We start from the raw sequence: 12,235 nt of genomic DNA, 5'->3' as shown, positions 1-12,235 counted from the left end.
CAGACATGGCCTCCCGCCGACAGCGCTCGCCCCGCGTGCCACCCGCCGCACGCCCGGCACGTGCCGCTCGTGCACCTCGTGCACCCTGGCTCACCCGCCGCACCGGCTCCCTGGGGGCGCTCGGCGCGGTGACGATCGCCCTGTTCGCGACCCTGGTGCCACTCCAGACGAATCTCTCGGGTACACCGCTCGCCCTCTCCTTCATCCTCGGTGCTGCCGCGTGCGCTGCTCCTCTGCTCTCCCTCTCCCGCCCGCGCACCGCGATCGCGGTGTTCTGCGCATCGATTTTCATGCTGTCGATCGCGGTCGACACGATGCTGGCGATCTCCGCGCCCTGGCCATGGTCCGTCCCCGCGCTCCTGGCGTTCGTGCTGCTCGTGGGCGTCGTGACGTTCCGGCATGGCGGCAGGCTGGGAGCCTTCGCGCTCATCACCGGTGTGATCACCTCGCTCGTGGCACCTCTGATCCGCCCGGACATGGTGGCGACTGCCGCATCGTCCGGCAGCGCGACGGCGGATCTGATCGTCACGTCGTCCGTCGCGGTGGCGATGTACGTGATCGCCGCCCTGGTCGCCGGGCGAGTTCGCCTCGGCGCGGAACTGACCCGCGAACGCGAGCACAGTGCGCTCGAGGAGTCGCGTCGAGCCCTCGTCGAGGAGCGCACCCGCATCGCACGCGAGCTCCACGATGTCGTCGCGCACAGCATGTCGGTCATACAGGTGCAGGCATCGACGGCCCGCTACCGTCTGCCCGAGATCGGCGAGGTCGCGGCAGCCGAATTCGACGACATCGCCGCGACAGCGCGCACTTCGTTGACCGAGATGCGCCGCATGCTCGGCGTGCTCCGCACCGAGGACCAGTCTGCTGAGCTGGCTCCGCAGCACGGCATCGACGATATCCCTGGGCTCGTCGACAGCATCCGTCGTGCGGGTGTCGACGTCGGACTCGCGATCGAGGGCGGCGGCACAGCATCGCTGGCGACGTCGTCCGTGCAGATCGCGGCGTTCCGCATCGTGCAGGAGGCATTGAGCAATGCGGTGCGTCACTCCCCAGGCGCCGCGGTCGTGGTCCGCGTGCAGGCCGACGAGACGTCGATCCGTCTCCGCGTGCACAACGCGGCGTCTGCGGCGACGAGCACCGAGACCGGTGGCGGCTACGGACTCCGCGGCATGCGTGAGCGCGCCGAGCTCCTCGGCGGCAGCCTCAGCGCGGGACCAGACACCGACGGCGGCTGGACCGTCGATGCCGCGCTCCCCCTGCTCTTCGATGCGCCGACGACCCCGGCGGATCCCCCCGCCTCCCCCGAGAAGGAGACCACGTGACGATCAGCGTCCTCATCGCCGACGACCAGGCCATGGTGCGCGCCGGATTCGCCGCGCTCCTCGACGCGCATGACGGCATCCGCGTCGTGGGTCAAGCGGCCGACGGCACCGAGGCGGTCACGCTCGCGGCCCGGCTCGACCCCGATGTGATCCTGATGGACGTGCGGATGCCGCAGCTCGACGGCATCGAGGCCACGCGCCGCATCCTCGGCGCCTCGTATCCGGCAGCCCACGTACCGCGGATCCTGATGCTCACGACGTTCGACATCGACGACTACGTGTACGACGCTCTTGCCGCAGGCGCCAGCGGCTTCCTGCTGAAGGACGCACTGCCGGAGGAGCTCGTGCACGCGGTGCGGGTCGTCGCGGCCGGTGACGCGCTGCTGGCGCCGAGCGTCACCCGGCGCATGATCGAGCAGTTCGCCGGGCGCCGCCCGCATGCGAACCGCTCGAGCACCGCCCTCGCCGACCTCACCGACCGGGAACGCGAGGTGCTGGTGCTGATCGGGCGCGGGCGCTCGAACTCCGAGATCGCCGCCGATCTGTTCATCGCCGAGCAGACGGTGAAGACGCACGTCGGCAAGGTGCTCGCCAAGCTGCAGCTGCGCGACCGCGTGCACGCCGTGATCCTGGCCTACGACACGGGCCTCGTCGAGCCCTCCTGACTCCCTCTGCGGTAGGGGGTCAGGACAGCACCCGAGGGTGATGCCCGGCACGGTACCGCGTCCATAGTCTCCTGGAACACCCGTTCCACAGGAGGACTCATGGCCATCGCCGCTGCACCGTTCGCCACCGTGCCGACCCCATCGCAACGCCTCGGGCGCGACACCGGCATCGATCTCGTCCGCGCGATCTGCGTGCTCGGCGTGGTGCTGCTGCACGCGCTCATGGTCGGCGTCACGGTCGTCGACGGGAGTCCGGTGTTCGCCAACGCGAGCGACGGCACCGGCTGGATCGCACCGCTCAGCTGGCTGCTCCAGGTCATGCCGCTGTTCTTCGTGATCGGCGGGTTCTCCGGGCTGCTCGCATATCGCGGCTCGCGTCAGCGCGGACGCACGGCTCACTGGTTCATCGTCGGCCGACTCCACCGCCTGCTCCGACCGGCGATCATCACCATCGGCATCGTCGGACTCGCGCTCGCACTCCTCACGATCATCGGAGTCCCCGCCGATCTCCTCGAGGTCGCCGGATTCCGGTACGGTCAGCCGCTGTGGTTCCTCGCCGTCTTCCTGCTGTGCCAGGCGCTGCTGCCCGCCTTCGCCGCTGCGCACGAACGCGCACCGTTCCTCACGCTCGGAGCGCTCGTCGCGGCTGCGATCGGTGTCGATGCGCTGCGCGCCGTGAGCGGCATCGACGCCGTGGGATTCCTCAACCTCGCCTTCGTGTGGCTCGTGCTGCAGCAGCTGGGCTTCTTCCTCGCCGACGGTCGGATCGACGCACTGCGCCGACGGACGCGCGCCGTCGCCGGTCTGGGCGCGCTGGCTCTGCTGATCTCGTCCTTCCTGACCGGCGTGCACTCCCCTGACCTGATCGCGAACATCAGCCCGCCGACGACCGCACTGCTCCTGGTCGGCGTCGTGCACACCAGCGCCGTGTCACTGCTCCGCGAGCGCATCGAGCGCTGGAGTCGAGCTGCGGCCGCCTCCGCCTTCACCGCCTTCGTGACTCCGCGATCCATGACCATCTACCTGTGGCACATGCCGGTCCTGCTCGTCATGGCCGGTGCCACCGCACTGCTCTCGACGCACACCGGACTCGAGCTCCCACCGCTCGACAGCGTCGGATGGTGGGCCGCCCGACCGATGTGGCTCGCGGTCGCGCTGGCGCTGACAGCACTCGTGGCGGTCTTCGCAGCACGATTCGAGCGCCGGCCTGTCTCCGCGTTCGTCGGGTCCTCGGGGCGCGTCACGGCCGCTGTGCTCGCCGGACTCGTCGGCCTGCTGCTGCTGCTGGTGCTCGGCAGTTCCGTCGCCACGATCGCGATCGCGGTCGCTCTGATCGCCGCCTCACTCCGGCTGACTCGCCCCGCAGACGCGGTCGTGGTAGCCGCATGAGGCCGTCAGCCGATGCCGCGAGCGACCAGGGCATCCCCGACATCATCCGCATGGCGGAGCGCGAGCACGAGCAGCGGCACGACGGCCCGCACGCCGAGCCGCACGCCGCGCGCCCGCTGGGCGTCGCGCACCCGGTCGGCGAATCCTGCGACGACAGGGATCATCGTGAGGGTGAGCGAAAGCGTCATCGCGACGGCATCCGCATCGACACCGATCCGGCGGAGCGGGCGGAGCATCCGATGCAAGGCGTCCAGGAGATCCGCCATCCTGGTCGTCGACGTCAGCAGCCCGGCCAGCAGCAGCAGGGCGATCACCCGGCCGGTGCTGATCCACGCGCTCAGCGGCGAGACGAACACGGCCAGCGCGACGCTGAGCACGATGACCAGCCAACGGATGCGCCACAGCTCGACGCCGAGCACGCGCGGAGAGAAGCCGGCGACCAGGTACAGCCCGGCGACTCCGAGCAGGACTGCACCGATGCTCACGGCATCCTGCGGAAGAAGGGACAGCAGCAGGGCGACCGCCGCGAGCAGGGCGAGTTTGCGGCCGACCGGTGCGCGGTGCAGCGGACTGGTTCCCGGTCGATACAGCTGGATCATGCGCACTCGCGCCGGTAGCGATCGATGAGCTCCGCCGGGTCGCCAGTGCTGATGAGTCGACCGCCGTCGAACCGCAGTGCGACGTCGCAGCGGGCGGCGAGCTCCAGGTCGTGCGTCACCAGCACGACCTGAGCGCTCTGCGACAGCAGCAGATCGCCGATGCGACGGGCGTTGCGCAGATCGAGCAGGGTGGTCGGCTCGTCGGCCACGATCAGAGCGGGCTCGGTGATCAGCACCGATGCCAGTGCGAGCATCTGCTTCTGTCCACCGGAGAGGCTCGACGACGGAGCCTCGGCGTGCGCTGTCAGGCCGTGCGCTGCGAGGGCTGTCGACACCCGTGCCGCGATCTCCGGTTTCGGATGCCCCCGAAGCGAGAGCGCGAGATCCTCGGCCGGCGTCGGCATCAGGATCTGCGCATCCGGGTTCGTGAACACGAAGCCGACTCGGCGACGCAGTGGCGCACGTTCTCGCACGCTGTCGAAGCCGTGCACCCTGACGCTGCCGGTGCTGGGCACGGCGAGTCCGTTGAGCAGTCGAGCGAACGTCGACTTGCCGGAGCCGTTCGCCCCGATCACGGCGATGCGCGGCGCGGTGAGCTCGACGGACACCTCGCTGAGCACGACATGTCCGTCGATCTCGACCCCGACCCCGTCCAACGAGATCGACGCGAGAGCTGTCTCAGCCGGCATGTGTCGACGGCTGCGCAGCGAAGGAACGGATGCCGAACGCCGGCGGGTACGCGCGACGAAGAGCGAGGGTGAGCGCGGTTGCGGCAGCCGCCTTGAGCAGGTCGCCGGGGAGGAACGCGAGGCTGGACAGCGCGGTCGGTCCGAGATCGACGCCGAGCACGAGCGACTGCACCGGAATGCCGAAGAGGTACACGACGAGGATGCCGCCCACCACCGCGCCGAGGGCGGTGCGCCACCACGTGATCCGACCACCGTGCACGATCAGGCCGATGACGAAGGCACCGGCGATCCAGCCGATGAGGTAGCCGGCGGTGGGTCCGACGAAGACCCCGAGCCCGCCTCGCCCGCCGGCCAGCACCGGCAGCCCGACAGCAGCCAGCACGAGCACGGTCAGCACGGCGAGCGGTCCGCGCCGCGGGCCCAGCACTGCGCCTGCGAGCATCACGCCGAGCGTCTGCGCCGTGATCGGTACCCCGCCGGGAAGTGGCACCGTGACCATGCCGAACACCACGATGAGCGCCGCGAAGATCGCGATACGCCCGAGATCGCGACCGATGTCGCTGCGATTGTCTGCCATGAGTGGTCCTCCCGAATGCTTCCTGAACGGTGTTCACGTGAACGGCGTTCAGTATAGTGAGGAGATGACCCCGGGACACAACTCGATCCGCCACGACCGCGATGGCGTCGCGGTCGTCGCGCTGGCCCTGCTCGACGAGGTCGGACTCGCCGATCTGTCGATGCGGCGCATCGCCGCCCGACTCGATGTGCAGCCGAGCGCGCTCTACTGGCACTTCTCGAGCAAGCAGGAGCTGCTCGCCGAACTCGCCGACCGGATCACCGCCGGCATCCCACGCGGCGACGCCTCGGTGCTCGACACTGCCCGCGGCATCCGCGATGCGCTGTTCGCCTACCGCGACGGCGCCGAGCTCGTGCTCAGCACCTCGGCGCTGCGCCTCGGTTCGTCGCACGCGCAGCGAGCACTGACGGACGCGGTGCAGACCAGCGGCGCCGGTGATGCGTCGGAACGCGCAACGGCGATGCTGCATTTCATCCTCGGCCACGCGACGCTGGTGCAGCAGCGGATGCACGCCGACAGCCACGGCGCCGTGCTCGTCGGCGATGCCGCTGACGAGCAGCACGACATCACCGCCGGCCTCGACCGGGTGTTCGACCTCGGCGTGACAGCCATCGCAGGCGGGGTCAGCGCGTCTGCTCCGCCGCGTGACCGAGTCTGAGCCCGGGGATCGCTGCGACGAGCACCAGTCCGACGCAGAACACGAAGACGATGCTGAACGCGCCTGCGCCCCCGCCCAGCGTGGCGACCGCGAGACCGGCGAGGGCGATCGCGACCGCTGAGCCGGTGGCATCCGAGATCGAGAGCGCCGAGGAGTTGAATCCCTGCTCCCCCGCGCCCGAGTATGCGAGCGTGAGCACGGTCAGCCGGGGGTAGAGCAGTCCCATGCCGCCACCGGCGAAGGCCCAGCCGACGATCACCAGGATCGGCGTGAATCCCCAGACCGCAGACAGCAGCACGCAGATGAGCGCGATCAGCAGCAGGGTCAGGCTGATCGCCGCGATCCTGCGGTTGCCGAGTCGCTCGCCGTAGCGTCCCTGCAGTGCAGACGCGCCCGCCCACGCGAACGCCGCGAGCATGAGAGCCAGCCCTGCCCACGTGACCGTGAAGTCGAATCGCGCGATCAGCAGGTACGGGATGTAGGCTTCCGCGGCGAAGAACGCCCCGGCGACCAGGCCACGCATCAGAACGACGCTCGGCAACCCGAATCCGGCTCGCAGCGTGCGCTTCGGCACCAGCCGCAGCAGGGCGACACCGATCACCACCATCGCGCCGAGCGCGACCGGCCACCCCACCGGGGGCACCATGTCAGCCGAGAATCCGATCAGCACCGCGAACACGGCCACCACGACCGCGAGCAGCAGCCGCGTCAGCACGACCCGTCGATCCTGCGGAACGCCCTGACCGAGGTCGACACCGCGCAGGCGCATGGCGACCATCGCGAAGGCGATAGCGGTCAGCACGGCGACCCCGAGGAACGCCCACCGCCAGTCGAGGAACTCGGTCACCGCACCCGCGAGGAACGGCCCGATCATCGACGGCACCACCCAGGCCGCGGCGAAGGCGGCGAACACCCGTCCATGCAGATGCGGCGGATAGAGCCTGGCCACGACGACATACAGCGCAACGGTCTGTCCGCCGGCGCCGAGTCCCTGCACGAGACGGCCGATGAGGAACTGGTGCATGGTCACCGCGACGCCGGAGATCACGAGTCCGATCAGGAACAGCGTGACCGCGGCGGAGAGCGCGCCCCGTGGGCCTCGTCCGTCCGACCACGCGCCGGCCGCGACCATGCCGATCACGCTGGTCGCAAGGGTGCCGGCGAAGGCGACGGCGTACAGCGCCTCACCGTCGAGTGCGGCGCTCACCACCGGCATCACGGTCGTCACGGCGAGTGACTCGATCGCCGCGAGGAAGATCAGCGCGACCGCACCGAGGGTCACCCAGATTCGTTCGCGGTCCCAGATCGAGACCGTGTCGACCTCGTCGGTCATGACCGCACGAGCGCGGCGATGCGCTCGACGGCTTCCGTGATGATCTCAGGGCTGGTGCCGAAGTTCAGGCGCACGTGACCGTTGCCCTCGTCGCCGAAGGCCGGTCCGTAGTGCAGCGCCACCCGCGCCTCCTTGAGGATCCGGCGGGCCGGGTTGTCGCCCCAGCCCAGGTCGCTGAGGTCGATCCAGGCGAGGTACCCGGCATCCGGGATCCGATAGCGGGCCTCCGGCACGTGACGCGCCAGCAGCTCGTGCAGCAGGGTCCGGTTCTCGTGCAGGGTGCGCAGGAGTCCGTCGAGCCACGGGTCGCTCTGCTCGGAGAACGAGGCGACCGCCGCGAGCAGACCGAACTGGCCGGTGCGCCATTCGACCTCGTCAGGCATGCCGCGCACGAGCGAGGAGGTCTCCTCGCTCGCCGTGACCATGAGTGCGCATTTGAGTCCGGCGAGGTTGAAGGCCTTGCTCGCACTGACGACGGCGTAGCCGATGCGCTGGGCGTGCTCGCCGACCGAGAGGAACGGTGTGAATCCGGCGTCGGGCTGCGCGAGCGGAGCATGGATCTCATCCGAGACCACGCTGGCGCCGTACTCGGCGGCGATGGCTGCAAGAGCGGTCAGCGACGCACGCGAATGCACCGTGCCGGTCGGGTTGTGCGGGTTGCAGAGCAGGATCGCCCTGGCTCCGGCCTCGAATGCCGAGCGGATGCCGTCGAGATCGAGCTCCCACCGCTCGCCGGTGTCGACCAGCGGCACCCGCTCGGGCACAGCACCGGCCTCGTTCACCAGCTCGTAGAACGGCGGGTACACCGGTGGCGTCACGACGACGCGATCTCCTGGCCGGGTCACCCGGCGCAGGATCTCGACGATGCCCATGCTGACATCGGCCGTGCTGCGCATGCGCGCGGCATCGACCTGCCAGTCGAAGCGCCGTTGCGCGAAGGCCGCATAGGTCTCCGCGAGCGGTGTCCGTGACGCCTTGTACCCGGTGTCCCCGATCGCGACCGCCCGCTGCAGCGTGGCCGTGATCGTGGGCGCCAACGGGAAATCTGTCTCGGCCACGAACAACGGCAGCACGTCAGCGGGGTACTCCCGCCACTTCGCACTGGTCCGCTCGCGGAGCTCCTCGAGGGACAGCGCCGTGACCGGCAGCATCCTCAGATCGCGAAGCCGAGCGCGCGCATCATGTCACGCCCGTCGTCAGTGATCTTCTCCGGGCCCCACGGCGGCATCCAGACCCAGTTGATCCGGAAGCGGTCGACGACCGAGTCCAGTGCCTGAGCCGTCTGGTCCTCGAGCACGTCGGTGAGCGGGCAGCCGGCGCTGGTCAGCGTCATGTGGATGACGAGAGCATCGTTCTCGTCATCCCAGGCGAGATCGTAGATGAGACCGAGGTCGACGACGTTGATCCCCAGCTCGGGATCCATGACGTCTTTGAGTGCCTCGGTGACCTCGTCGTACTTCTGGTCTGTGAGCGTCGCGGTCATGCCGCCAGCCTACGCCTCGATGGGGGCTGCGGGGTCGAGGAAACGGTCGTATCCCTCGTCCTCGAGCCGGTCGGCGAGCTCGGGTCCGCCCTCTTCCACGATCTTTCCCGCGACGACCACGTGCACGAAGTCGGGGCGGATGTAGCGGAGGATGCGCGTGTAGTGCGTGATCAGCAGCACGCCGAGCCCGGTGGACTCCTTCGCGCGGTTGACGCCCTCGGAGACGATCTTCAGCGCGTCGACGTCGAGGCCGGAGTCGGTCTCGTCGAGGATCGCGAACTTCGGCTTGAGCACCTCGAGCTGCAGGATCTCGTGACGCTTCTTCTCACCGCCGGAGAAGCCCTCGTTGACGTTGCGCTGCGCGAACTTCGGGTCCATGCGCAGATTCGCCATGGCCGCCTTGACGTCCTTGGTCCAGCCGCGGATCGCCGGTGCTTCGCCGTCGAGGGCGGTCTTCGCCGTACGGAGGAAGTTCGTCACGGTGACGCCGGGGATCTCCACCGGGTACTGCATCGCGAGGAACAGTCCGGCGCGTGCGCGCTCGTCGACGGTCATCGCCAGCACGTCCTCACCGTCGAAGGTGATGGATCCGCCGGTGACGGTGTACTTGGGGTGACCGGCGATCGTGTACGCCAGCGTCGACTTGCCGGACCCGTTCGGGCCCATGATCGCGTGGGTCTCACCGGTGTTCATGGTGAGGGTGATTCCGTTGAGGATCGGGGTGGCCCCCGACTCGGTCTCGACCGTCACGTACAGGTCGCGGATCTCGAGAACAGACATTCAGACTTCCTTAATCACGGTCGGGTCGATGAGCACGTCGTCGCCGTCGATCACGACGACGTAGACCGGGACGGGCTCGTAAGCGGGGAGGTTTCCGGGCATGCCGGTGAGCAGGGAGAAGGCGGAGCCGTGTGCCCAGCACTCCACCGTGTCGCCCTCGACGAAGCCCTCGGACAGCGAGATCTCGCCGTGCGTGCAGGTGTCGCCGATGGCGTGGATGACGCCTTCGCCGTCCTTGATGACGGTGATGGGCACGCCGGCCGGGTCGACACGCAGCGGCATGTCCTGCTCGAGGTCGGCGACACCGCAGACTCGCTCTGCGGTCATGCGTTCACCGCCGCGAGCTCCGTCTCGATCGCATCGAGCAGCTCGGTCTCCAGTGCGGGAATGCCGAGGCGCTGGACGATGTCGGTGAGGAATCCGAGGACGACGAGGCGACGAGCCTCTTCCTCGCTGATGCCGCGCGCCTGCAGATAGAACAGCTGCTCGTCGTCGAAACGACCGGTCGCGCTGGCGTGACCGGCACCCTGGATGTCGCCGGTCTCGATCTCGAGGTTCGGGATCGAATCGGCGCGAGCGCCTTCGGTGAGCACCAGGTTGCGGTTCGCCTCGTAGGAGTCGGTGCCGGTGGCATCCGGTCCGATGAGCACGTCGCCGATCCAGACGCTGTGCGCGCCCTTCCCCTGCAGCGCGCCCTTGTAGAGCACGTCGCCCGTGGTGTGCGGCCCCTTGTGGTGCATGTACACCTGGCTCTCCAGGTGCTGTCCGGCATCCGCGTAGGACAGACCGTAGAGATATCCCTCAGAGCCTGCGCCGGCGAGTTCGACGTTCGGGTTCACGCGCACGACACCGCCGCCGAAGCTGACGACGAAGTGCTTGAACACCGCATCCGCTCCGACGCGTGCCTGGTGGGACGACGCATGCACTGCCTCGTCCTGCCACTGCTGCAGGCTGATCACGGTCAGCTTCGAACCGGCGCGAGCGATGATCTCGACGTTCTGGGAGTACTGCGCGGCCCCGGTGTGCTGCAGCACGACGGTGGCGACGCTGTGCTCGAGCGCCTCGATCACGATGTGCGCGTCGGCACGACGATCGGCGCCGAGTCCCTCGATCGCGACGAAGACCGGCTCTGCCACTTCCTCGTCTCGCGGGATGCGGATGTGCAGCCCCTCGGTCGCACCCTGCCACGCCACGGCGGCAGTGATGTCCTCTGCGAGGAACACCTCGCCACGCGGAGCGGTCCCCGCTGCGAGCGGAGCAGCGAAGTACTGCTCGCCCGAGCGCACGTCGTAGCGCACGCCGTCGTTGGGAGCTGCGACCTCGAACAGCGAGGTCAGCTTCGCGACCGGGGTGTGCTTCCAGTTGACCTCGCGCCCGGTGGGCACGCCGAAGTCATCCGGCTCGAAGGAGTGCGGTCGCTCAGAGCGGGTCTGCACCGGGGTGAAACCCGCTGCGGCCACCTGGGCCGCCGGGTCGATGTGCGCGTTCGATTCCTGCGTCTCTGCGGACGCTGTCGCCTGGGCCGCCATCTAGCCGACCGATCCTTCCATGCCCATCTCGATGAGCTTGTTCAACTCCATCGCGTACTCCATCGGCAGTTCACGTGCGATCGGCTCGATGAAGCCGCGCACGATCATCGCCATCGCCTCGTCCTCCGGCATGCCGCGGGACTGCAGGTAGAACAGCTGCTCCTCGCTCACCTTCGAGACCGTGGCCTCGTGGCCGAGCTGCACGTCGTCCACGCGGATGTCGATCGCCGGGTATGTGTCGGATCGCGACTTCGTGTCGACGAGTAGAGCGTCGCAGCGGACGGTGTTCGCAGAGTGGTGCGCGTTCGCGTCGACGCGGACCTCGCCGCGGTATCCGGCACGACCGCCACCGCGGGCGATCGACTTCGAGATGATCGACGACTGCGTGTAGGGAGCCATGTGGATCATCTTCGCGCCGGCGTCCTGGTGCTGACCGGGACCCGCGAAGGCGACCGAGAGCGTCTCGCCCTTGGCGTGCTCGCCCATCAGGTAGATCGACGGGTACTTCATCGTCACCTTGGAGCCGATGTTGCCGTCGACCCATTCCATCGTGGCGCCCTCGTGGGCGATCGCACGCTTGGTGACGAGGTTGTAGACGTTGTTCGACCAGTTCTGGATCGTCGTGTAGCGAACGCGGGCGTTCTTCTTCACGATGATCTCGACGACAGCCGAGTGCAGCGAGTCCGACTTGTAGATCGGAGCCGTGCAGCCCTCGATGTAGTGGATGTAGCTGTCCTCGTCGGCGATGATCAGGGTCCGCTCGAACTGACCCATGTTCTCGGTGTTGATACGGAAGTACGCCTGCAGCGGGATCTCGACGTGCACGCCCTTGGGGACGTAGACGAACGAGCCACCGGACCAGACGGCCGTGTTCAGCGCGGCGAACTTGTTGTCGCCGGCGGGGATCACGGTGCCGAAGTACTCCTCGAAGAATTCGGGGTGCTCGCGCAGCGCCGTGTCGGTGTCCATGAAGATGACGCCCTGCTGCTCCAGGTCCTCGCGGATCTGGTGGTAGACGACCTCGGACTCGTACTGCGCGGCGACGCCGGCGACCAGGCGCTGGCGCTCGGCCTCGGGGATGCCGAGCCGTTCGTAGGTCTCGCGGATCTCCTCGGGAAGGTCTTCCCAGGTCTGCGCCTGCTTCTCAGTGGAGCGGACGAAGTACTTGATGTTGTCGAAGTCGATCTCGCTGAGGTCTGCACCCCAGGTCG

General features: G+C 68.6%; 14 protein-coding genes. 4 read left to right on the top strand and 10 right to left on the bottom strand.

Translation table 11 applies throughout. From position 1 onward, the window contains the following. Window positions 1–5 precede the first annotated feature (5 nt). The 3 genes from V7Z82_RS15340 (at window position 6) to V7Z82_RS15330 (ending at window position 3,376) form a co-directional block, all read left to right on the top strand. Window positions 6–1,322 carry a sensor histidine kinase gene (locus V7Z82_RS15340; protein ID WP_334152460.1) on the top strand — a complete coding sequence of 439 codons (1,317 nt, stop codon included), beginning with the start codon at window positions 6–8 and terminating at the stop codon, window positions 1,320–1,322. Beyond that, window positions 1,319–1,987, top strand: a complete 669-nt coding sequence (locus V7Z82_RS15335) for a response regulator transcription factor (RefSeq protein WP_334152459.1) — start codon at window positions 1,319–1,321, stop codon at window positions 1,985–1,987. The genes V7Z82_RS15340 and V7Z82_RS15335 overlap by 4 nt, the downstream gene beginning before the upstream one ends. A gap of 99 nt (window positions 1,988–2,086) precedes the next feature. Continuing rightward, window positions 2,087–3,376, top strand: a complete 1,290-nt coding sequence (locus tag V7Z82_RS15330; RefSeq protein ID WP_334152458.1) for an acyltransferase family protein — start codon at window positions 2,087–2,089, stop codon at window positions 3,374–3,376. A 5-nt stretch (window positions 3,377–3,381) separates the two neighbouring features. On the opposite strand, the gene V7Z82_RS15325 is transcribed toward V7Z82_RS15330, so the two are convergent. The 3 genes from V7Z82_RS15325 to V7Z82_RS15315 are packed head-to-tail and all read right to left on the bottom strand — an operon-like array spanning window position 3,382 to window position 5,241. Next, a complete protein-coding gene (locus tag V7Z82_RS15325) occupies window positions 3,382–3,975 on the bottom strand; it encodes an energy-coupling factor transporter transmembrane component T family protein (RefSeq protein WP_334152456.1) in 594 nt (197 codons plus the stop codon). Then, entirely contained in the window at window positions 3,972–4,664 is a 693-nt protein-coding gene (locus tag V7Z82_RS15320) for an energy-coupling factor ABC transporter ATP-binding protein (protein WP_334152455.1), read from the bottom strand. The genes V7Z82_RS15325 and V7Z82_RS15320 overlap by 4 nt, the downstream gene beginning before the upstream one ends. Beyond that, the gene (locus tag V7Z82_RS15315) at window positions 4,654–5,241 is read right to left on the bottom strand and encodes a biotin transporter BioY (protein WP_334152454.1); all 588 of its coding nucleotides are present in this window, start codon (window positions 5,239–5,241) and stop codon (window positions 4,654–4,656) included. Before V7Z82_RS15315 ends, V7Z82_RS15320 begins: the two co-directional genes overlap by 11 nt. A gap of 64 nt (window positions 5,242–5,305) precedes the next feature. Here V7Z82_RS15315 and V7Z82_RS15310 point away from each other — a divergent pair, with 64 nt between their 5' ends. After that, entirely contained in the window at window positions 5,306–5,899 is a 594-nt protein-coding gene (locus tag V7Z82_RS15310; RefSeq protein WP_334152453.1) for a TetR family transcriptional regulator, read from the top strand. On the opposite strand, the gene V7Z82_RS15305 is transcribed toward V7Z82_RS15310, so the two are convergent. The 7 genes from V7Z82_RS15305 to sufB form a co-directional block, all read right to left on the bottom strand. Beyond that, complete coding sequence (locus V7Z82_RS15305) at window positions 5,865–7,232, bottom strand: MFS transporter (protein WP_334152452.1); 1,368 nt, start codon at window positions 7,230–7,232, stop codon at window positions 5,865–5,867. The genes V7Z82_RS15310 and V7Z82_RS15305 overlap by 35 nt on opposite strands. Then, complete coding sequence (locus V7Z82_RS15300; RefSeq protein ID WP_334152450.1) at window positions 7,229–8,383, bottom strand: MalY/PatB family protein; 1,155 nt, start codon at window positions 8,381–8,383, stop codon at window positions 7,229–7,231. The genes V7Z82_RS15305 and V7Z82_RS15300 overlap by 4 nt, the downstream gene beginning before the upstream one ends. A gap of 2 nt (window positions 8,384–8,385) precedes the next feature. Continuing rightward, on the bottom strand, window positions 8,386–8,715 hold the full coding sequence (locus V7Z82_RS15295) for a metal-sulfur cluster assembly factor (protein ID WP_045280093.1): 330 nt from the start codon (window positions 8,713–8,715) through the stop codon (window positions 8,386–8,388). Window positions 8,716–8,724: 9 nt separating this feature from the next. Further along, the gene (sufC, locus tag V7Z82_RS15290) at window positions 8,725–9,495 is read right to left on the bottom strand and encodes a Fe-S cluster assembly ATPase SufC (RefSeq protein WP_334152448.1); all 771 of its coding nucleotides are present in this window, start codon (window positions 9,493–9,495) and stop codon (window positions 8,725–8,727) included. After that, the gene (locus tag V7Z82_RS15285) at window positions 9,496–9,822 is read right to left on the bottom strand and encodes a Rieske 2Fe-2S domain-containing protein (protein WP_334152447.1); all 327 of its coding nucleotides are present in this window, start codon (window positions 9,820–9,822) and stop codon (window positions 9,496–9,498) included. Continuing rightward, a complete protein-coding gene (gene sufD / locus V7Z82_RS15280; RefSeq protein ID WP_334152446.1) occupies window positions 9,819–11,024 on the bottom strand; it encodes a Fe-S cluster assembly protein SufD in 1,206 nt (401 codons plus the stop codon). The genes V7Z82_RS15285 and sufD overlap by 4 nt, the downstream gene beginning before the upstream one ends. Then, a partial coding sequence (gene sufB, locus V7Z82_RS15275) for a Fe-S cluster assembly protein SufB (RefSeq protein WP_334152445.1) occupies window positions 11,025–12,235 on the bottom strand: 1,211 nt, incomplete at its 5' end.

This window comes from Microbacterium sp. (assembly GCF_036823965.1).
Lineage (GTDB): Bacteria > Actinomycetota > Actinomycetes > Actinomycetales > Microbacteriaceae > Microbacterium.
Note: the sequence above shows the minus strand (reverse complement) of the source record. Positions and strands in the feature narration are given on the sequence as shown.

Excerpts from the sequence above, each read along its gene's own strand:
- V7Z82_RS15295 (WP_045280093.1), bottom strand. The coding sequence starts at position 8,715 with ATGACCGCGACGCTCACAGACCAGAAGTACGACGAGGTCACCGAGGCA.
- V7Z82_RS15315 (WP_334152454.1), bottom strand. The coding sequence starts at position 5,241 with ATGGCAGACAATCGCAGCGACATCGGTCGCGATCTCGGGCGTATCGCG.
- V7Z82_RS15300 (WP_334152450.1), bottom strand. The coding sequence starts at position 8,383 with ATGCTGCCGGTCACGGCGCTGTCCCTCGAGGAGCTCCGCGAGCGGACC.
- sufC (WP_334152448.1), bottom strand. The coding sequence starts at position 9,495 with ATGTCTGTTCTCGAGATCCGCGACCTGTACGTGACGGTCGAGACCGAG.
- V7Z82_RS15285 (WP_334152447.1), bottom strand. The coding sequence starts at position 9,822 with ATGACCGCAGAGCGAGTCTGCGGTGTCGCCGACCTCGAGCAGGACATG.
- V7Z82_RS15320 (WP_334152455.1), bottom strand. The coding sequence starts at position 4,664 with ATGCCGGCTGAGACAGCTCTCGCGTCGATCTCGTTGGACGGGGTCGGG.
- V7Z82_RS15340 (WP_334152460.1), top strand. The coding sequence starts at position 6 with ATGGCCTCCCGCCGACAGCGCTCGCCCCGCGTGCCACCCGCCGCACGC.
- V7Z82_RS15325 (WP_334152456.1), bottom strand. The coding sequence starts at position 3,975 with ATGATCCAGCTGTATCGACCGGGAACCAGTCCGCTGCACCGCGCACCG.
- V7Z82_RS15310 (WP_334152453.1), top strand. The coding sequence starts at position 5,306 with ATGACCCCGGGACACAACTCGATCCGCCACGACCGCGATGGCGTCGCG.
- sufD (WP_334152446.1), bottom strand. The coding sequence starts at position 11,024 with ATGGCGGCCCAGGCGACAGCGTCCGCAGAGACGCAGGAATCGAACGCG.
- V7Z82_RS15330 (WP_334152458.1), top strand. The coding sequence starts at position 2,087 with ATGGCCATCGCCGCTGCACCGTTCGCCACCGTGCCGACCCCATCGCAA.
- V7Z82_RS15305 (WP_334152452.1), bottom strand. The coding sequence starts at position 7,232 with ATGACCGACGAGGTCGACACGGTCTCGATCTGGGACCGCGAACGAATC.